Here is a 19819-nt window from a genome sequence, read left to right as displayed (position 1 = left end):
GTTCCTGCTGCATGACGTACGAAGTGATCGGTCGCCTCCAGGTACTGTGCGGTGTATTTCCGGTTTCTCTTACATTGCATTCGGCGTCACCCTTGCCGGCGAGCCCAAGTCGACATTCGAAACCTCGAGCCAGTTCTCACTGTCGTCGGACGACGCATCGCCGACGCCACCGCAGAGTGCGAGCGTCTTGATGAGGAAAGCCCGAGTTCAGACCACCAGTGCACGGTTGCTCGCTATCGGCGGCTATCGGGCCACAGTCGAAGCGAGCCGCCAAGCTCCGTCGGGCCAACCTGTTCGACAGGTCATTGCCGAGTCTGACCAACAGTGGAAATGGCGAGTCAACACGGCTTCGCTCTAGGCAATTCGGTCGAGGCGCTGAGTCGCGATTGAACCCACTCATCCTGGAAGGATACCAGTAATTGTAAGTCCTGCTGGAGTAACATCTGTGTCCAGCCCCGGATCTGCTGCTGACTGCAGTAACTCGATCGCGCTCGGACTGGTAGCCGAGCAGCGTCATGCGCGCTTTACGGTGGCTGTCGGGAGAGCACGAGGAACAACCCGCGCGGCCACCTGCGGCAGCGGCTGCTGACCTAGCTGGTGCAACGGTTAGGTCAGGTGTTGGTGCTGCCGCTCCTATAACAGGGTGTGCGCCGGTAGCGAGAGGTCCATCAGCTGCGGACTCCGTGCCGGGTGTTGACCGGCACTGCCGGCACCTCCCACTTTGCGATTGGGGTTTGACTTTCAAGAAGTTAGATCGAGTGCTCGGTCCACTTCTCTCTTCCTTGTGCGGCGGGCGGCCGGGAAGTGGTGCGCCCGCCCGTACGACAACACGGATGCCCACCCCGGACCGATTTGAACAGGCCCAGCCGATTTGACCGAAAATATGGTCGGGGCAGTCGTTGCTGCCTCGGCCCGCTGCGACGGAGTGTTCACATGATTAACGCAATGCCGGTCGGTGGTATCAATCCTGATCCCGACGCCTCTAAACCTGCGCATTTGGTCATCCGCAATGGTCGCGTGTACACCGGGGACGCTGCTCGGCCGGCTGCCACGGCCCTCGCGGTCCGCGACGGCCGGATCGTCGCCATCGGCGATGACGAGGACACAGCTTCCTGTGTGGGTGCCGGGACCCGGGTTGTTGACGCGCTGAACCGGCGGATCATCCCCGGTCTCAACGACTCTCACCTGCATGTGATCCGCGGTGGCGTGAACTATCTTCTCGAACTGCGCTGGGACGGAGTCCCTTCTTTGCGCACCGCATTGTGGATGCTGCGGGAGCAGGCCAGCCGCACGCCGCAGGGCCAGTGGGTGCGGGTGGTGGGTGGATGGACCGGCGAGCAGTTCGCCGAGCGGCGCCTGCCCACGGTCTCGGAGCTGAATGCTGCCGCCCCGGACACCCCCGTCTTCGTGCTGCACCTGTACCAGTCGGCCATTCTCAATCGGGCCGCGCTCCGGGCGGTCGGCTACACCAAAGAGACCGTGGCGCCCCCGGGCGGCCAGATCGTCCGGGACCACTCGGGGGAGCCCACCGGCATGCTGCTGGCCGCCCCGGCCGCCGGATTGCTGTACGCGACCCTCGGCATGGGGCCGAAGCTGTCGGATGAGGAGCAGATCGGTTCGACCCGACACTTCCTGCTGGAGCTCAACCGTCTTGGTTTGACCAGTGCGATGGACGCCGGCGGCGGCTTCCAGAACTTTCCCGAGAACTACGCGGCGGTGATGAAGCTTGCTGAGCAGGGCCTGCTGACGATGCGCATCTCCTACAACCTGTTCCCGCAGACCCCGGGTCAGGAGTTGGAGGACCTGAGACGGTGGATCGGCATGGTGCGGCCGGGCGATGGTGACGAGTGGTTGAAGCTGAACGGCGCCGGGGAGAATCTGGCCTGGTCGCCTGCGGATTTCGAGAATTTCACCGAGCCCAGGCCGTTCCGGCCCGAAAAGGCGGACAGCGACCTCGAGGCGGCGGTGCGTCTGCTGCTGGACCACGGCTGGGGCTTCCGCCTGCACGCCACCTACGAGGAGACCATCCGCGCCAACCTTGATGTGTTCGACAAGGTGAGCGCGGACGGCGGCTTCCCGCGCGGGGTGACGTGGTGGTTCGACCACGCCGAGACGGTGTCCGAGGCCAGTCTCGACCGGATAGCGGCGATGGGCGGTGCGCTTTCTATCCAGAACCGGATGATGTTCCAGGGCAGTGCCTTCTGCGATCGCTACGGGGCCGCTCGCGCCGCCACTGCGCCGCCGATCCGCCAGATGCTGAACCGGGGCTTGTTGGTCGGTGCCGGCACCGATGCCACCCGGGTGTCCAGCTACAACCCCTGGCTGTCCCTGGAGTGGCTGGTCCGTGGCCGCACCATCGGTGGCCGTCTGCTGGCGTCGCCGGACAACCGGGTCGACCGGGAGACGGCGTTGCACATGTACACCGTGGCCGGCGCCGAGCTCAGCGGTGAGGGGGATGTCAAGGGGATCCTCAAGGAGGGCTACTACGCTGATCTGGCGGTGCTTTCGGAGGACTTCTTCTCGGTTCCCGAGGAGGACATCTCGCACATCGAGTCGGTGCTAACCGTCGTCGGCGGGCGAATCGTGTATTCCGCGGGCGAGTTCGAGGGTCTTGCCGCCCCTTTGCCTGCGCCGGACCCGTCCTGGAGTCCGGTCGCCTACTACGGCGGGTACCACCGGACGATCGCGCCCAGCACACCTTCGGGAGTCCGCCAGGCGCAGGCGCTCCTCGACGCTGCCGCCGAGTCCGAGGAGCACCGCCAGTGGCGGGTCACCCGAGGGTTTGCCGAGGACCGCGGCCCCGTCTCCGAGATCTTCGATTCCTGCTTCGTCCTGTGATCGGTGGTTTGGTCACCGACCCGAACCACTGACCCCGCAGGAATACGGAAATGGCGGCCCCGCGGCGGCGCCGCCGACATCATTCAAGATTCCGATCAGTGAAAGGTAAGGCATCATGGTGAACATCAATGACGTCCAGGCTCTCCCCGCCACGTCACTCCTCAGTCCGCAGGAGAGTGTGCTGGTATTGATCGACTACCAGCCGCAAATGTTCTTCGGCACCACCAACGCCGACCGGGGCGAGATCATCAACTCTGCCCTGGGCCTCGGCAAGGCCGCCAAGATCTTCAACGTGCCAGTCATATTGACCTCGGTCGCAGCCAAGACCTTCTCCGGCCCCATGCTGCGCCCGCTGCTCGATGTCTTCCCTGGTGACGAGGTCATCGACCGGACCACGATGAACGCCTGGGAGGACCCCAGAGTGGTCGATGCCGTCAAGGCGACCGGTCGCTCCAGGATCGTGATGGCCGGCCTCTGGACCGAGGTGTGCATCTCGACCGCCGCCCTGTCGGCCACGGACCAGGGTTACCAGGTGTATGTGCCTACTGATGCCTGCGGTGGTGTGTCGGCGGCTGCCCACGCGAACGCCATCCGGCGTATGACACAGCACGGTGTCGTGCCCTCGACGTGGCTGACCACGATGCTCGAGTGGCAGCGCGACTGGGCACGTGCTGAGACCTATGAGGGCGTGATGGATGTCGTCATGGCGCACGCGGGCGCCTACGGGCAGGGAGTGGCCTACGCCCATTCCATGATCAGCGAGGCTGCAGTTGGTTGACACCCATGGTCAGCGGTGCCCGATACGCAACCGCCACATCGGGCACCGCTGTACCCGGCTTGCCAAAGCCAGCACTCTGCAAGGTGAGAGCAGATGAACAGACTTGAAGGCGTCGGGACGACGGTGGCCGGATCGGCGTGGCAGCCGCTGCACCTGCGGGTGTTCCGGGCCCTGTGGCTGGCTCAGTTCGTGTCCAACATCGGCGGCTGGATGCAGACGGTCGGCGCCCAGTGGTTGATCACCGAGCAGATGGGATCGGTGGCCTTGATCGCGCTGGTCCAGACGGCGGCCAGCTTGCCGGTGCTGCTGCTCGGCATCCCCGCCGGGGTCTTGGCCGACATCGTCGACCGTCGTCGGCAACTCCTGTTCAGCCAATTCCTAATGTTCGGGGCCGCTGGGCTGCTGTTCGTCCTGACAGCGCTGGGACACATCGATGCCTACGCGGTCCTGCTTCTCACCTTCGTGCTCGGCTGCGGCAGCGCACTGATGAGCCCGGCTTGGCAAGCCATCCAGCCCGATCTGGTGCCGCGCGAGCAGATCCCGGCCGCCGCTGCTCTCGGCGCGGTGAGCATGAATCTCGCTCGGGCCGTCGGTCCGGCCCTCGGCGGCGTGGTGGTGGCGCTGGCGGGCTCTGCTGCGGTGTTCGCGATCAACGCCGTGTCCTTCCTGGCCACAGTGGCCGCGCTTGTTTCCTGGCACCGCGGCGTCGCGCCCGACCCCTTGGGGGCCGAGCGGGCACTCCCGGCACTCGGGGCCGGGTACCGCTACGTACGCAACGCGCCCCGGATCCGCCGGGTACTGGGCCGGGCATTGCTGTTCGTACCGGCCGCTGCCGCCCTGTGGGCCCTACTGCCTGTCGTCGCGCAACAACAGCTGGGACTGCACGCAGCCGGGTACGGCGTGCTCCTTGGGGCGGTGGGGATCGGAGCGGTCCTGGGAGCATTGCTGTTGCCGCGGCTACGCGCTCGCTTGTCGAGCAATGCCGCGCTGGCGATCGGAACCCTCATCTTTGCAGGGGCCATGGCCGTGCTCGCCGTTCTGCACATCCCATGGCTCGCCGGAGTGGTCCTCGTCCTCTCCGGGGTCGCCTGGCTCGCCGTGCTGTCCACGCTCAACTCTCAGATGCAGGTGACAGCGCCCGCATGGGTCCGGGCGCGAGCCTTGGCGATCTATCTGACGATCTTCCAAGGTGGTACGGCGATCGGTTCGGCCATCTGGGGTGTGATCACTAACGTGATCAGCCTGCAGAACACCCTCCTGATCGCCGCAGTGCTGCTGGCGATCGGTTCGCTGGTCGGAGGGCGACTCGCCGTCGCCGACACCGCGCTCGACCGGTCGCCTTCACCGCACTGGCCAGAACCCGTCATGCTGCTGGACACGTCGAAGACCGACGGGCCGGTGCTCGTCACCATCAGCTACCACGTCCCGGCCGATCGCACCGACGCCTTCATCCAGGCGATGGACGCGGTCCGACTCTCCCGGCTGCGCACCGGTGCGCTGCAGTGGGACCTCTACCAAGACGGGGCCAACCCAGAGGTCTATCTGGAGGTCTACATGACGGCGTCCTGGGATGAACACCTGCGACAGCACGGTGGACGGCTCACCGGCCACGACCGGGCCCTGGAGCAGCAAGCCCGGTCCCTGTTGAATCCCGAGTTCACCTTCGAGGTCACACACTATCTTCCGGCGCGGGGTGCGCGGTCATGACGAAGCACAGCCGCGGTGTCGATGCCGCTCCCGTGCCCCGTCCCTCCACGATCCTCTCGATCGAATGTGAGCGCCTGACATGGTCCGCAGTTCTGGGAATATCGGCGTGGCCAGCGTTTCACGCCTAGGTCCCCGGGTGGCATTCGTCGTCATCGCGGCAACCTTCGCGCTCCTAACGACGGGTGGCACCCTGCCGATCCCGCTGTACACCCTCTGGGGCGAAGACATCGGGTTCGGAACCGCGACCATCACCTGGGTTTTTGCGATCTACGTTTTCGGCACTCTGCTGGCGCTGGTCTTCTTCGGAGGTCTTTCCGACCAGGTCGGACGCAAGCCGTTGGCCCTCGCCGCACTGCTCGTAACCATCGCGTCCACTCTGCTCTTTGTCTTTGCCACCGACGTAGCCATGTTATTGGCCGCCCGGTTCCTGAGCGGCGTGGGCGTCGGCTTGATCACCTCGGCTGCCACGGCCGCCCTTGCCGAGGTCTACGAGGGCAACGACAAGGCAATTCCCTCGACGGTCTCCACGGCGGCGAACATGGGCGGCCTCGGCTTGGGCGCACTCGTCGCGGGCCTGTTCGCGCAGTACCTCGCGGCCCCGACGCGACTCGTCTTCGTCGTCTTCCTCATCATCGTCGTGGCCGTGACCCTGCTGACCCTGCTCCTGCCTGAGACCAACCAGCGCCAACCCGATCGCAAAATCATCTGGACCCCTCGGGTCGGAGTGCCACGCGAGGCGCGCGCGCTCTACTGGCGCTCGGCGGTTGCCGTTTTCCCCACCTTCACCCTCCTCGGACTGTTCTCCAGCCTCACCCCACGGTTCATCCGCGACTCCCTCGGAGTGACGAACCTTGTGGTCGCCGGACTAGCAACATTCATCCTCTTCGAGGTCGGCGTCGCGGCGCAGCTGGCTTTCCGCAGCAGGGCCCCACGGCGGTTGATTTTGTGGGGCCTGGCGCTGCTGATCGTCTCCCTCGGCCTGGTGCTCGCGGGGTTCCTGACCGAGGTCATTTCGATATTCGCAGTCGGTACGGTAATCGGTGGCCTCGGCGCCGGGCTCGGTTTCCTCGGAGGGCTCGGTCAGCTGAGCCGTGCCGTGCCGCACGAGAGCCACGCAGAATCCGTCGCGTCGTACTTTATTGCAGCCCAGGCCGGGCTGGCGGTACCCGTCCTCGCCATCGGTGCCCTGACCGGGCCGTTCGGCCTGACCGGAGCGACATCGATCGTAATCGGCGTGGTCGTACTGCTGGCGGTGGGTGCACTTGCCCTCAATGCCGTGAGAGCTCGTAAGCCAGGGTTAGCGGTGCCGCCGAACTGCCCAGCGACCTGCGAAGTCGCGATAATCGCGTCTAGGAGGGCGTCCAGATGAAGAAGGGGTATATGCAATGCAATGCCTGACTACATCAGCGAACGCACAGGCGTCAACGGGGTGACCTGCGCTACATCGTGGGCTGTGAAGGTCCTGTGGTATTCGGAATGCACGGCCGACCGCAGAACGCATCGTGAGTTCTTGCCGCTGATCGAGGAACTCGGAACCCGATACCGCTTCATCGTCCCCGATCTCAGGGGTTACGCGGGCAGTGACAAGCCCATCGCAGGTTACGAGCCGAGGACGATCGCCAATCGTTCAGGGAGGCGGCGAAGTGCCGGTCAGTCGCGGCAGCTGATCCACGAATAAGGCGAAGGTTGTTCTCGGTGATCGATGTAACTGCGCTGTGGTGGCCGACCGTCACTTCGATCAATTCGCTCCACCCACTTACATTGTCCTTCATCCGGACAAGAAGGACCGCGACATGGCCAAAACGCCAGAATCGACAGGAAGCCTCGAATCCCGGGCTCAGGCACCCGAGCCGGCAGAGATCGCTAGGCACAGCGCACTAGAGGGTCTCCTGACATGTGCGCTGCTCTTCGGCGTAACCACGTTTGTGCGTTGGGTCATAGGACCCTCCTTCGTCTCCGACGCGATCCCGCAGATCCACGTCCAGCTACTGATCGTCGGTGCATGCGTTGGGCTTTTCCTCGCGGTACTGATCCTCAGCAGGCCGGGCAAGATCTCAGGAGGGCATATCAACCCCGCAGTATCGCTCGCCATGTGGCGCTTCGGCGTCTTCCCCGGCGCAGCCGTCGTCCCCTACATCCTGGCGCAACTCGTCGGATCCTTTCTCGGGGTGCTCGCAGCCCGCGCCCTGTGGGGCCCGGTGGTGGAGGAGCCGCCGGTGGCCTACTGCGTGTTGCAGCCCGGCGCCGACTGGACGGCTGGGGAGCTGTTCGTGGCCGAGGCCATCAGCATGGGGGTCATCGTCTACGTCGTCGGGCTCTTCCTCCAAAGGCCGAAGCTGGCGCGCCTGGTCCCGTGGCTCGTCGGGTTCCTCATCGGTGCGGCGATCACGGTGTTGGGCACCACCACGGGAGGCTCGGTCAATCCGGCGCGTCAGTTCGGCCCTGCGGTGATTTCCGGGCAGCTCAGCTTCCTATGGGTCTACCTGATCGCGCCCATGGTGGGGGCGGCGGTCGCTGCCGCCGCCCTCAACTGGGTGCCCAGACACCGCGCCGTTCTCACCCACCGGCTGTGCGGCTCCCACCCGGACGGTTCCCCGCAGGAAGGGTGACGGTGGCGCGGCGAAAGCGTGTGCGCGGTGGCTGTCATCGGCCGCCGGGCCCCGGGACTCGGGGTCATCGATGCACGGCAGTAATGCCAGCAGCCGTTATGCTCGGCTGGCCCGCCCTGGCCGAGGCGAAAGTCGACGCGAACGCCCGGAAGGCCCCTGACTAGGGCCGACGACTTCATCAGGATCCGGTCCATCTACGGCTGCGGCCTGCGCGTGGTCGGGTCCCACGCCGGCGTCGAGGTCGGCGCCGACGACCCCTCCCAGATCGCCCTGAAAGACTGCCATGATCCGTACAGTGCACGGGTCAACAGTGCTCTACCCAGCGACGCCACAAATAGGCTGCCCTGCTGGAAACCATGGCGTCCACACCAGGAATCAGCTACCTGCGAGCCACACGGGGGCGGTCACCCCGTCCTCTACCCGCTATTGACGGTCGGATGGTGGTCGTGGTGGATCATCACCCCGAAGTTGATCCGCCATGCGCCGCCATCGACGCTCGCGCTGCCCCGCGCCCGCGCCTGTCAAAACGCTGGCCACGAGATCGGCGCTGACAAGAGATGTCAGCGGGCGGCCGGATCCGCTGGTGACCGGGTTGATTTCGATCATTCTGGTAGCACGACTGATCTCGTTGGGTTCGTGGTGGCCGTCATCGGCAGGGAGGTATGTAGGCCGGAAACGGTCGACACCGTCGTCCTTAACGTCCTGCGAAATCGTTCGGAGCCAGTAGAAGCTGGCCGTGAGATGCGCGGGGCGTTCCACGGGGATGGTCACGGAGGGCAGCTGATAGACGCTCGGGTCCGGGATCGGCGCTTCGCTGCGGACGAGCTTGGTGGCGTCGCTCGTACGCCGAGCGATCCGACCGGGGCCTTATCGAGCCCCGAGAACCGGTAGTAGAGATCACTTGCGTTGTGCTGGCCCGAGCCGCGGTGGCGGTACCCGTGATGCCGGTCGTAGCAGTGATGGCGATGGCAACGACGGTGCGGTCTGCAGTCTGGGGTCATGTCGCTGTTGTCCGCCCAGCCGGTTCGCGTTTGTAATCCCTGCGAGGCGGCGGTGCGCGTCAGAGGGTCAGCGTCAACCTTCCTTTTCCTTGTAACTACGACAAGGTCGCGTCGGCAAGGCCACCTTCGGCACTGGTTGGCCGAGCGCGTCGAGCGACAGGCGGTCGGCGTCGAAGTCGGCAAGGACCGCCGCCTCGCGGTCATGGATGGCGGCCACGACGGTCGCGTCGGGCAGTAGCGCTCGCAGCCCGGAGAGGACGTGCTGGGCGGTCGCGACGTCCAGGCCTTGGGTCGGCTCGTCGAGGAGCAGGACGTGTGGGCGGCGCGCTACTGCACGGGCCAGGCAAAGGCGCCGGTGTTCGCCACCGGAAACTGTGCGGCCGCCTCCCACGGGGGTGTCGGCGTCGATTCCGCGTTCCGTGAGGCACATGGTGTCGAGCAGCCGCCGAATCTGTTCGTCCGGCAGGTCGGGGTCGGCGAGTCGTAGGTTGGTCGCGACGGTCCCGCTGAAGATGTGGTCGTCGTGCGGTACCAAGAGGATCTCGCCCGGCCGGTAGTGCGCGGGTGGCCGCCGCCGATCTGCACGCCATCGGCGCAGAGCTCACCGGCCAGCGCGCGGAGCAGGGTGGTCTTGCCGGAGCCTGACCGACCGTGCGCCACCGTCATGCGTCCGGGTGCGAAGTGGGCCGTCAGACGCTCGGTCGATGCGCCGTCGGGCGCGAGCGTCAGGTCGCGCACCAGGAGCTCGACGGCGGCGACCGGCGCTCCTGGGCCGGGGACGGCGAGTTGGGTGGCGCGGTCAGCAGTGCGATGAGCGAGGCGTTGGCGAGCGGGACCGGGGCGGGACCCAGCAGCGCCGCAGCCAGCACCGCGACCGTCGTCGCGGCGACGGCGAGATCGGTCGCCAGGCGCGCGCGAGACTGTGCCCTGCTCGTGGCAGCCTCGGCGTCTGCCACGTCGGCGAAGGCAGCAGCGCCGGCAGCCCGCAGCGGCGAGCACGATCAGCGCGATCACGGTGAGCTGTGCACCGTCCCAGCGCGTGGGGAGGTGAGCCCGAACCCGGCGCCGATCGCCAGCCCGCTCAACATCGGCCGGAATCGTGTTGCGACGGTAAATGCTGCGATGTTGCTGTCCGAGGCCATCGTCGGTGCGTCCTGGGCGCAACTCATGATCCGCAGCTGCCGCGCGGGGACCGCCGCGAAGCCGGCGGCGCCCATGAGCACCATGATGATGATCGTCAGGACCCGGCCGTACCATCTTCGTCCGCCAAACAAGACACAACCGCATTTACCATTTACCGCGTCGGGTCCTGAGCACGGGTGGGGCTTGTAATCAGGGGGCGACTACCGAGTCCATCGCGGCCAGCTCAACCCCTACCACCGGCTCTTCGGACGAGTTACTTCCGAGCCCGCCTCGCCGACCCTACAACGCTAAGCATGATCTTCAATGTTGGGGTTGGTGCCGTCCGGTGATTTTGGCGGAGTGGATTTCCGCAACATAGCCACCGGGAAACTTGACCACGGCGCTGTCACGACCGGTCACCGACACGGGGCCCCACAATACAGCCGCACCGGCTGCTTTTGCTTTGTCAAGGGTAACCGCAAGGTCGTCAACGGCGTATCCGGTCATCTCGCGCCCAAACGGATAAGGAAGATGGCCGTCGGTGACTTGGATCAACGCAGACCCGAATCTGGACTGAATTTCGATTTTTCGGTACTTCTTACCGGGGATTCCGATCTCGGCAGCGTCCGCGTTCTTGTCATCGACTAAAACTTCGCCTCCTGTGAACCTTGTATAGGATTTCAGGAAGGCGTCAGCTGTGTCAGGCGAAACGTATATGCGATTCTCGGGAATTGTAGTCAGGCGGGCGTACGACGGTGGAGTGGTGTGCCAGTACAGCTGAGTAGTGATACCTCCCGGGAACTCGACAACGGCGTCCCGGCCTATGGGATCGGGGAACGGTGCTACAACCAACTGCGCGCCGCTATCCCGCGCGGCCTGCACACCCCGGTCGAAGTCTTTCATGAGGAAGCCCGTGCGTTCCGCCCCGAACGGATACGGAACTGGCGTCTGGAAATCAAATACTGACAGCGTGCCGACCGGGGAAAACACTAGCTCAGACTTGGTTTCGCTTGGTGTGGGTGTCACATCCACCACGGTTTGAGCTGTATGGGACCCACCGAATGTCGCAAGCCAACTGGCGATGAAGGAACTCATCGTGCCCGGCTCGACGTATACGTGCATTGTATCGTACTGCGGACCAACTGCGTATTGTGGCACGGTGTTGACGTCATGCTGCGATAGGGTTGCCAACGAGGGTGACGCCGAACCCGATGTAAGCAGAACAGAGGTTGTTGCGCATAACACTGTCAGTGCGATGCGCCCCATTGCTCCGTGCCTCATGCGGTAGGACCCCCATTGTCGATTCGCCGGTTAAAGTTCATGGCTCAGGCCGAGAAAGGTGACTCTGCTCGATGACGGTAGACCTCCGACGGACGTTGCGTCAATGGGTGACGGGGTATGCATAGATCTTATCTGGATAACCAATAAATTGGCTCGCTCATCCGATCGATCGCTGAGTCTGCACGGCGAGCGGAGCCTTCCACTGAATCTACCGAAAGCACCCGAACGTCGATGGCGACGGGTACCACGCCCACCAATGCGTCGGGAGGCAGATCTTCCGATAGTACGGAATTAAGACACATGAGCACACGACATTCCCGACTGTCGTGCGCCCATCGGTGCGGTGGACCCTGCCGTCCGCCTTTCTGCGACCCGGATCCCGACAGGCAGTAAACCTTTCTCAACTGGCGTGGGTCGAGCCGGGGCGGCTGCGCCGTGGCGCCTCTGATGAGTGAAGCTCCTGGTAGACGGGCGATTGACTAGATCAACTCGCTCGACCAGGAGCTTCGGGTGCCTTCCTACCCCGCGGGGATCACCGTGTCCAACACGCCCCATCAGGCTGTCCGACGCGCTGCGCTATTGTCGCGCCGCGGTCGGGACCAGGTGGCGTTGCCTCTCGGCTGGCGAGCAGGCCCTGCTCGTCGTGGCCCACCTGCACAAGGGCGAGACCTACGCCGATCTCGCCGCCGGGTTCGCGATCGGCACGACCACCGCGTTCCGCTAGGTCCGCGAGGCCCTCGCCGTCTCCTCGCAGCGCTGGCGCCATCGCTGCGGGACGCGGTCACGGTTGCGATCAGGAAAGCGTTCGTGATCCTCGACGGCACGCTGTTGCGGATCGACCGGGTCGGCACGGGCTCGGGCAATGACCGGCCGTACCCGGTTGTGAAGATCTTGGTGCGCTGCCGCGGAGATCGGATTGACCGCTATCTGGCTGGCCCTCGGTGCCCTGTATTTGATCTGTCGACCGGGTTCGCGGCGGTGCATGCCGCCGCTGAATCGGCAAGGGCGTGTCCCGATAGGGGCCCTGCAGTGCCGAGCACAGTCACAGTCCTGACCGCCCGACACCGGCCCTGACCGCGGCTCCATCGTCCTAGCGACCAGGAGCCTTCCAGGCAGCGCGGGCGAAGGTGATCGCCGACACCGGCTACCGCGGCGCGGGGTTCGCGGTCCCGCAACGACGACGCCCCTGCAACCCCGACACCGGCGAACGCCCGACGCCTGTCGCGCAACCAGCGCAAGGTCAACGCCGCTCACGCCTGTCGACGCGGACCTGGCGAGCGAGCCAACGCCCAGCCTGGAGAATCCTCCGCAAGATCCGCTGCTGAACCCCGCCGGGCCACTGACGTCGTCAAGGCCATCCTCGTCCTCATCCACGCCAGCTGACACCAAGTGGAAAGGTTCACTGTGTTGAGGAACTGGCCAGGGCGTCGGAATCGGCGCCACGGATCGCTGCTCGGTCCGTAGACGTGGCCGAGCAAATTGAGGTTGCCGTGGTAGGCATAGCACAAGGCGCGGCCCTGAGCGCGGAGTGCCAAGCGTTCTGTTGGTGCGGCGGCACTGCCGAGTGAGGCCGCTGCCGTCCTGGTCGCGCGGCGCGACGATGCTGCTGGCAACGTCGGCGTCGGTCGCGCGTTCGAACGCGGTCCGATGAGGTTGAACTCCTGTGGAACGATCCGCGAGTGGAGCCCCACCGGGTGGGCCGTCAGCATATCGATGCCAACCCAGAGCAACGGCACGCCGAGCGCCGCAAGAATCGACGCAACAGCGTTCGCGAGTGCGGCGGCACCGTCTGGGTCCCAGGGGTCTCGCGGCCGAGGAGTCAAGTACCGGGTAGCCGTCTGCGTGATGGCCCCGCCGCTCTTGAGGCGCCAAGCAGGTCACTTCTGTATCCCTCTTCGGTGCAACGCGTCGGAATCGCGCTGTGCAGGTGTTTTGGCAGCCCTGCAACGAGTTGCGGGGAGACCTCGTCCAGGGAGGGGACGACGGCACCGGCGAGCGCGAGAGCGTTGTCGTCCGGCGGAAAGGCCGCGCTGGGCACAGCGATGATGCCCAGGCCGGCCGCCGCGGCGGACCGAAGTCCGTTGTTCGAGTCCTCCACGGCCGCGGCGTGCGCCGCGGTCACGCCGAGCCGCCGAACTGCCTCTTGGTAGGCGGCAGGGGAGAGCTTGCCCGCCCCACCTCCTCCGTGGAGGCGGCGACCCGGAATGAGCTGATGAATTCCACCGGGCCCAGCACAGCAGGATCAATCGTCACGGAGAGGAAGACGCGAGCCCGAGCGGCCACCAGCTGGCCAGCCTCTGCACGGCTCACCTGCGCCTGGGCGGTCACGAGCCGTAACGAGCAGCCGTGCCGTCGATGACGGTCGCCGCGACCTCCTCGGGCCAGCCTGGGGGGCCTACCGTCTCGGTCAGCTATGCGCACCACTCTGCCGTGCCCATTCGCTGCATCGCACGGGTTAACATCCGTAGGCCACGGCGCCGGCCCTGTCGCCCACCGCGCGGCGCACCTCGTCCCACAGTTCCTCAGCGTCGACGACTGCACCATCGACGTGAAGATCACCGCCTGCACGATGCCGCTGACATCGGCCCTCCTGAGTCATCCTGTCAGATGGCCCTACCGCGCCGGACAGGGCCGCTTGGTCCGCATCCGACAAAGCTCCAACCACTATGGGCACGGACGCCAGCATCGCCGTCTGGTTGAAGCGAACGACTTACAGCAAAGAGTCAGGGGCCGGCGTAGGGCTACCTGTCATCCGAAGTTTGTCTGAAATCTTCTGCAGTTCGAACGACATGGACTAGTCCTCGCGCCTCATCGCTGTGATAAATACGGTAGGGGTGGCACGGACCGATCAGTCAATTCCTTCGCTGAGTAGGCGAACAAAAGCGTCTGTAGCTGCAGATCGGTCGCCTTTCTTGGTGTATGCACCGAGAGTGAGGGTCAGCTCGGGTCCATCCAGATATAGCACCTTGATATCCGGTCTGCCGGAACCGACCTGTGTTCTGACGAATGCGTGCGGCACGATCGCGACGCCTCCATGCTCTGCGATGTACTGCACAATTCCTCCTTCCAGGCCGAGCTCTAATTCAATGGTCCGATCGACCTTCACTCGATGGAACGCATTATCTACTCTTCTCCGAAGGACGCTGCCGGCTCGAGATTCAATGAACGATCCTGATTCGGCGAGTTCAGCCAGGCTCGCATGACCTTGGTCGGCCAGTGGATGGGACGCCGAGACCACTGCCACGAGCCTTGCTTTGGGTGCTAGCTCGTGAAAGGTGATTCCCTCGGGATACTGTGGCAGTTGCTCGCATATTCCAACATCGAGGCAGTTTGCAGCAACTGCACGGGTACTTTCGAACGCGGTTGCGCACCGCGCGGAGATGCGTATTCCAGGATAGGAGTCATGGAAGCAAGCTATGAACTGAACGCAGTCCAACATGCGAGTTGCGAAATAGCTCATCCCGATTCGTAGGCGGCCCCGGCGGAGTTCGGCCAAGGATTCGACGTCGTACTTGATAGCGGTTACCTGCTCGTTGATCATCCGTGCTCGCGCAAGGAGGATGAGCCCTCCTTCTGTGATCCTTACACTTCGGGTCGTTCGCTCGAACAGTCGCGTCCCGAGCTCCTCTTCTAGCCGGGCAATCTGATAACTCAGCACTGATTGAGTGACGTCACACCGCCGGGCTGCACTGGTGAAGCTTGAGGTTTCGGCGAGCGCAATCAAGTACTCCAGTTGCTTGAGCTGCAACTCATTCGCTCCGATTCGAAATACGAGTTCAATTAAGGCGTAGTCAATCGATGTGTGGACTGCAATGATCCCTCATCGAAGACGGGTCATTCGGTTCTCCTGGTGACACTTCAGCCCGCGCATCATTCCGGTTGTACTCCCGTTGACCCCGATATCGGGCTCGCGAGGGGTGTGCTTGCGAGCCCGGCGTCGATGATTCATGGCGTCGAACCGCAGGACCCGAGCGCGGCGTCCTGACCGACGCCGAAGTTTGCCATTAATACGGGGTCCGTTCCTGGTGGGTGTGACGCTCATGCCTGGACTGCCCATGTGCGCTCGCGAATCAGCTACTGCGGGGATTTTAACTCGGCTGGTTGTGAAGTCAAGAGTACGTGCTTTCTATCGTCCATCTGCAAGTAACTCATCGATCGTTGCGATTAATCGAGCGGGCGAGAGGGGTGCTTGCACTTGTGGCGCGGCGATCGGGACGGTCAGCTGTTCGGCGAAAAGTATTATGCCGTAAACGCCTGTATTGCTGCCGTTCGGGGCAGGTGAGTGGGCGAGTGCGTCCATTGCGGTCGCTGCGGTCGCCTCGAGAGCGGTACGTTCGGCGCCACCCTGCGCGGTGACGCGTTCGAGGTCGAGCTCGACCGTCCGGGCCGCCACGGGTCCCGCACACCCAGTTCGACCGTCGTGTTGACCGTCGAGCAGCCGAGGCTGCGCCCGTCCCGTCGGTTTTCGTGCTCGGCCTCGATGATCACGGTGACAAGGCATGGATGCGTTCCAGGCCGACAGCTGCTGATCGTTCAGGATGGCCTAGTGGGCGGCGGTCGTCGTCTCGTAGTGGCGGACGAGGGCCCGCTCGTAGAGTCATGTTTGCTGGCGAAGGTGTTGTAGATGCTATGCGGCCGAGACCGGTCGCTCGCACAGCTCCCGCCTGGTCGTGGCCTCGTATCCGTTGGCCCAGAACGTTCGCATCGCCGCGTTGACACTGCGGTCCTCGTTGAACCGCCTTTGACGAGCAAGTCCTAATGACGGGGTCGCCGTAGACGCCGACCGCGCTCGCAGAGTCGCCGCCGAAGTCGGCCACGATGTGGAGGGCGCGGACAACGCCGAGTGCGCCCGGCGCAGCGACATCGTGATCGTCGCCGTGCCGTGGGACGGCCACGCCGAGATCCTGCAGTCGCTGCGCACGGCCCTGGCCGGCAAGCTCGTGGTGGACTGCGTCAACCCGCTGGGCTGCGACAAGCAGGGCGCCTACGCGCTGACCATGCCGGAGGGCAGCGCCGCGCAGCAGGCCGCCGAGCTGCTGGCGGAGTCGCGGGTCACCGCGGCCTTCCACCACTTGTCCGCCGCGCTGCTGCAGAACCCGGAGATCGAGGAGATCGACACGGACGTGATGGTTCTCGGTGATTCCCGCGCGGACACCGACATCGTGCAGGCACTGGCCGCCCGTATCCCCGGCATGCGTGGGGTCTACGCGGGGCGGTTGCGCAACGCCCACCAGGTCGAGTCTCTCGTCGCCAACCTGATCTCGGCCAACCGCCGGTACAAGGCGCACACGGGACTGCGGGCCACCGACATCTGACCGGCGTGTGGGCGGGTGGCCCCTGGGCGGGGCACGGTGGGCAGCGTCATGGAGGACCGCCCTGAAGGCAGTGGGCGCCCCGCGGACCTGTTCAAGGCCACGAGGGCCGATCACGAACGGTGGCCCCCGGGGTGGAGCAGCACTTCGAGGAGGTGGAGGCCGTCACTTGGCAGGACAGTTGCGATTCACCGACCCCGAGCCGTTCATGCGGTTCTACGAGGTGGGCCACAACCACTGCTGTGGTCAACAGGAGCATGGTCCGGCTGGCTCTGTTCAGGCCTCAGAGCAGGATTTTCGACAGTGGTTCGGGAGGCAATGCCCGGGCCGCATGTCATCGGGCAGCAGCTCGGCGGTGACCGGGTCGCGGCTACGCCGGGCGCCAGTCGTTCGAAGTGAGGTCGGAACCCGCCGTGGGTCCCATCAGCAGCATTCCGCCGTCCACGGGCCACGAGGCACCGGTCACGTACGAGGCGCCGGGTGACGCGAGGAATGCGACGACCGCGGCGATCTCGCGAGCGTCGGCGGGACGGCCCAGCGGCACACCGGGGCGGTCGACCGTGTGTGGATCTGTCTCCTCCTGCCCGGTCATCCGGGTCGCGACCTCGCCCGGCGCTACCGCGTTCACCGTGATCCGATGCTCGGCGAGCTCCAGCGCGGCTACCTTCGTGAGCAGCCCGAGGCCGGCCTTCGCAGCACTGTAGGCGCCGGCGGCGACGCGGGGCTGGAACTCGTGGACGCTGGTGATGTTCACGATCCGGCCGCCGCGCCCCGCGGCGATCATCCGGCGGGCTGCGCGCTGCATGCAGAGGAACGCACCGTCGAGATCGGTTGCGAGCACCTCACGCCAGGTGTCGTAGTCGGTGTCCAGGAATGGCGTGCTGGTGCCCGTGCCCGCGCTGTTGACCAGCACGTCGAGGCCGCCGAGCGCGTCGGCGAGGTCGTCGATGACGTCAGCAGCACCTGGCAGCACGCCGAAGTCCAGCCGGCGGATCTCGGCCTTGCGCCCGTGGGCACGGACCTGCTCGGCGGTGCTCCGCGCCCCCGCGTCGTGCGAATGGAAGGTGATGCCGACGTCGCAGCCACCTGCGGCGAGCGCGACAGCCACGGCGCGGCCGATTCCGGAGTCGGAGCCGGTGACGATCGCGGTGGCCGGAAACCCCTCGGGGACACTCATGCTGCCGAGGTACCCGACGGCCTTCCCCAGCGAACCCGCGAGTCGCCCGCTTTTTCGTGCGCGACTTGCCAGGCGGGCCGGGCGGATCTGGCGACGATTGTGGGCGACGGGAGTGCGCCTCGGTGGCCGCAGACTCGTCGCGATCCTGCACCGACGGGCTGTCCTGACTCAGTCGCTGTCGGCTCGGCGGGGGTGATGAGCCGTAGTGGCCGTCGTAGCGGTGGTAGAGCAGCGCGCCACGGCCGCGCTCCCGGTCGAGATTGAACAGGAACGGCAGGTCGAGGGCGGCCATGGGTTCGATGGCTTCGTCGGTCGACAGGCCGGCCGCCGGTTGTTTGCTCACGGTGACCTCCAGCGCGTGGGGAGCCAATGACTTCGGGTGCAGCTCTACCTGAGCGATCCGGTAGCTGGTGGGGCCGCCGCGGTACAGGACGCTGTCCTGGCCGGTCCCCAGTTCGGTGAACAAGTGAAGTTGTAGTCCAGCGATTCCATGTCGAACGCGGCCTCGTCGATCTCCGACTCGGCGACGGAGAAGGACTTGTGTCGGATGATCTGCCGCTCGGTCGGCGGGCGCGGGTAGGAGGGCGCGCGGCGGGTCGGCAGGTCTCCATGGCGCTGGGAAGACCGCCGCGGGCGAACCGCACCCTGAATGGCCGGGCCGCAGCCCGGCGACGAGCGGACCGAATGGCGGGTCTCGGCGGTCCGGCTCGCGTGTTGCAGGCGGTTGCGCAGGCGCTCCTCGAGGCCGCGGACGCCGGCGCGCACGTGCCAACCACGCGTCGTGCGGAAGGCCAACAGCTCCTCTTCGCCGCCGCGCCGCGTACGGGGCTGCGGGTTGGTGGTCGAACACCCTGTGCGTCGGGATGACCACACAGTTGCGGCCTTGACTTACTCAAGTGCGCAACCGACTTCCTCGAAGAAGCCGAGACGGCCGCTACGATGGTATAGGCGAGCACCACTCCCAGGGATGTGGAGGTCGGCACGCCGATTTTCCAGTGTGGGATGGGATAACCATCGCTTTGTCATGTAGTTCGCTCCAGCGTTGATCGCTGCCATCCGGCGTGCTCTGCCGCGGCCTCGTAGGTGGTTTGCAGGAAATCGAGGAGCAGGTTCTCCGGGTTGGCGCTTTCTCGGATCGGTTCGTAGGGGAGGACGAACTCGCCGAGTTCCTCGCTGTAGTAGGCGCCGTCGGGTTCGACAGGAGCGTCGCGGAACCCGTCGGGTTCGGGGTAGATGTAGGAGTAGAAGAGGCCGTGGTCGCGGTCTGGCCAGTAGCCGCAGCTGCTTACTTCGTAGGAGTAGGCCTCCAGCATGACGTGTGGACCGAGGTTGGGTGCGCTACTGGGGTGCGGAGGTGCGGGGCGACCGGAGAAGCGGGAGGTCGCCAGGTCGAGCGCTCCCCACCACAGGTGGACCGGACTTGCCTTCCCCAGGAACCGGCTGCGGAACTTGTGCATGACCCGGTCGATCTGGACCAGTGTTCGCCAGTAGCGCTGCACGTGGTCGCGATCGTAGGAGGCGTGCGTGTCGTCGTTGTCGAACGGGATGGCGTTCTCGATCTCGACCGGCATCGGCCAGATTCGGGTGGTGAGGCCGAGGTCGTTCAGATGGTTCAGGACGCGGTTGTAGAAGTCGGCGACGGTTCGCGGCTCGAGGGACAGTGATCGCAGTTGGCCGTCGGAGGTCGTGATCTGCAACTGGTGGGCTTGGAAGTCGAAGTCGATTTGGAAGTTGCGGCCGCTGTTGTGCGGGATCAATGAGGTGGTCAGCCCGCGGGAGGTGACGTAGAGCGGAACGTTCCACCAGTGATTGACCAAAGGTGAGTTCGCGAGCCGGATCTTTCCGATGATCTGGGTCCAGAGGTGCAGGGTGTCTCGGGTCGGTTGCCATTGCGCCACCGGCAGTATGGTCCATTCGGCGGCGTCGTCCGGGCGTTCTGTAACCGGCTGAGCGCTCTCGGGAACTGGATCCTGCGGTGTCACGTAACCACCTCG

16 protein-coding genes and 4 pseudogenes are annotated in these 19819 nt (G+C 65.2%); 9 read left to right on the top strand and 11 right to left on the bottom strand.

Going from position 1 to position 19819, the window contains the following annotated elements:
- Positions 1-945 precede the first annotated feature (945 nt).
- The 5 genes from ACQPZA_RS23910 (at position 946) to ACQPZA_RS23890 (ending at position 7932) form a co-directional block, all read left to right on the top strand.
- The gene (locus tag ACQPZA_RS23910; protein ID WP_433273944.1) at positions 946-2838 is read left to right on the top strand and encodes an amidohydrolase; all 1893 of its coding nucleotides are present in this window, start codon (positions 946-948) and stop codon (positions 2836-2838) included.
- 115 nt (positions 2839-2953) lie between these two features.
- Complete coding sequence (locus ACQPZA_RS23905; protein ID WP_433273942.1) at positions 2954-3616, top strand: hydrolase; 663 nt, start codon at positions 2954-2956, stop codon at positions 3614-3616.
- Positions 3617-3709: 93 nt separating this feature from the next.
- Positions 3710-5323 carry an MFS transporter gene (locus tag ACQPZA_RS23900; RefSeq protein WP_433273940.1) on the top strand — a complete coding sequence of 538 codons (1614 nt, stop codon included), beginning with the start codon at positions 3710-3712 and terminating at the stop codon, positions 5321-5323.
- Between the two features lie 136 nt (positions 5324-5459).
- Complete coding sequence (locus tag ACQPZA_RS23895) at positions 5460-6692, top strand: MFS transporter (RefSeq protein ID WP_433273938.1); 1233 nt, start codon at positions 5460-5462, stop codon at positions 6690-6692.
- Between the two features lie 346 nt (positions 6693-7038).
- Positions 7039-7932, top strand: a complete 894-nt coding sequence (locus ACQPZA_RS23890) for an MIP/aquaporin family protein (protein WP_433273936.1) — start codon at positions 7039-7041, stop codon at positions 7930-7932.
- Between the two features lie 423 nt (positions 7933-8355).
- On the opposite strand, the gene ACQPZA_RS23885 is transcribed toward ACQPZA_RS23890, so the two are convergent.
- From ACQPZA_RS23885 to ACQPZA_RS23860, 6 genes and pseudogenes are all read right to left on the bottom strand, one after another.
- The gene (locus tag ACQPZA_RS23885) at positions 8356-8703 is read right to left on the bottom strand and encodes a hypothetical protein (protein WP_433273934.1); all 348 of its coding nucleotides are present in this window, start codon (positions 8701-8703) and stop codon (positions 8356-8358) included.
- Positions 8704-9006: 303 nt separating this feature from the next.
- Entirely contained in the window at positions 9007-9531 is a 525-nt protein-coding gene (locus tag ACQPZA_RS23880; protein ID WP_433282961.1) for an ATP-binding cassette domain-containing protein, read from the bottom strand.
- Positions 9531-9671: pseudogene (locus tag ACQPZA_RS23875) on the bottom strand (ATP-binding cassette domain-containing protein); the annotation flags it as partial. The pseudogene ACQPZA_RS23875 and the gene ACQPZA_RS23880, both read right to left, overlap by 1 nt.
- Positions 9659-9889 carry a hypothetical protein gene (locus ACQPZA_RS23870; protein WP_433273932.1) on the bottom strand — a complete coding sequence of 77 codons (231 nt, stop codon included), beginning with the start codon at positions 9887-9889 and terminating at the stop codon, positions 9659-9661. The pseudogene ACQPZA_RS23875 and the gene ACQPZA_RS23870, both read right to left, overlap by 13 nt.
- A gap of 54 nt (positions 9890-9943) precedes the next feature.
- The gene (locus ACQPZA_RS23865) at positions 9944-10159 is read right to left on the bottom strand and encodes a hypothetical protein (protein ID WP_433273930.1); all 216 of its coding nucleotides are present in this window, start codon (positions 10157-10159) and stop codon (positions 9944-9946) included.
- Between the two features lie 217 nt (positions 10160-10376).
- Complete coding sequence (locus ACQPZA_RS23860) at positions 10377-11150, bottom strand: hypothetical protein (RefSeq protein WP_433273928.1); 774 nt, start codon at positions 11148-11150, stop codon at positions 10377-10379.
- 696 nt (positions 11151-11846) lie between these two features.
- On the opposite strand from ACQPZA_RS23860, the pseudogene ACQPZA_RS23855 reads away from it, so the two are divergent.
- Both ACQPZA_RS23855 and ACQPZA_RS23850 read left to right on the top strand, forming a co-directional pair.
- Positions 11847-12212, top strand: a pseudogene (locus ACQPZA_RS23855) (helix-turn-helix domain-containing protein); the annotation flags it as partial.
- A gap of 321 nt (positions 12213-12533) precedes the next feature.
- Positions 12534-12719 (top strand): annotated as a pseudogene (locus ACQPZA_RS23850) (IS5/IS1182 family transposase); the annotation flags it as partial.
- Positions 12720-13155: 436 nt separating this feature from the next.
- Here the strand turns inward: ACQPZA_RS23850 and ACQPZA_RS23845 are convergent.
- Positions 13156-13542 (bottom strand): HAD-IA family hydrolase, encoded by a 387-nt coding sequence (locus tag ACQPZA_RS23845; protein WP_433282959.1) that lies wholly within the window; start codon positions 13540-13542, stop codon positions 13156-13158.
- Between the two features lie 642 nt (positions 13543-14184).
- Positions 14185-15084 carry a LysR family transcriptional regulator gene (locus ACQPZA_RS23840; protein ID WP_433273926.1) on the bottom strand — a complete coding sequence of 300 codons (900 nt, stop codon included), beginning with the start codon at positions 15082-15084 and terminating at the stop codon, positions 14185-14187.
- Between the two features lie 1039 nt (positions 15085-16123).
- Here ACQPZA_RS23840 and npdG point away from each other — a divergent pair.
- Positions 16124-16651 (top strand): annotated as a pseudogene (gene npdG, locus ACQPZA_RS23835) (NADPH-dependent F420 reductase); the annotation flags it as partial.
- A gap of 367 nt (positions 16652-17018) precedes the next feature.
- Here npdG and ACQPZA_RS23830 read toward each other — a convergent pair.
- Positions 17019-17825 (bottom strand): SDR family oxidoreductase, encoded by an 807-nt coding sequence (locus tag ACQPZA_RS23830; protein WP_433273924.1) that lies wholly within the window; start codon positions 17823-17825, stop codon positions 17019-17021.
- A 205-nt stretch (positions 17826-18030) separates the two neighbouring features.
- Between ACQPZA_RS23830 and ACQPZA_RS23825 the strand changes: the two genes are divergently transcribed.
- Positions 18031-18198 carry a hypothetical protein gene (locus tag ACQPZA_RS23825; RefSeq protein ID WP_433273922.1) on the top strand — a complete coding sequence of 56 codons (168 nt, stop codon included), beginning with the start codon at positions 18031-18033 and terminating at the stop codon, positions 18196-18198.
- 14 nt (positions 18199-18212) lie between these two features.
- On the opposite strand, the gene ACQPZA_RS23820 is transcribed toward ACQPZA_RS23825, so the two are convergent.
- On the bottom strand, positions 18213-18620 hold the full coding sequence (locus tag ACQPZA_RS23820; RefSeq protein WP_433273920.1) for a sigma 54 modulation/S30EA ribosomal C-terminal domain-containing protein: 408 nt from the start codon (positions 18618-18620) through the stop codon (positions 18213-18215).
- A gap of 227 nt (positions 18621-18847) precedes the next feature.
- Positions 18848-19807, bottom strand: coding sequence for a DUF5996 family protein (locus tag ACQPZA_RS23815; protein ID WP_433273918.1), 960 nt, complete (start codon positions 19805-19807; stop codon positions 18848-18850).
- Positions 19808-19819 lie beyond the last annotated feature (12 nt).

The sequence above is a fragment of the Pseudonocardia xinjiangensis genome, from assembly GCF_050948425.1.
GTDB lineage: Bacteria > Actinomycetota > Actinomycetes > Mycobacteriales > Pseudonocardiaceae > Pseudonocardia > Pseudonocardia xinjiangensis.
This window is presented reverse-complemented; position numbering and strand designations above follow the sequence as displayed.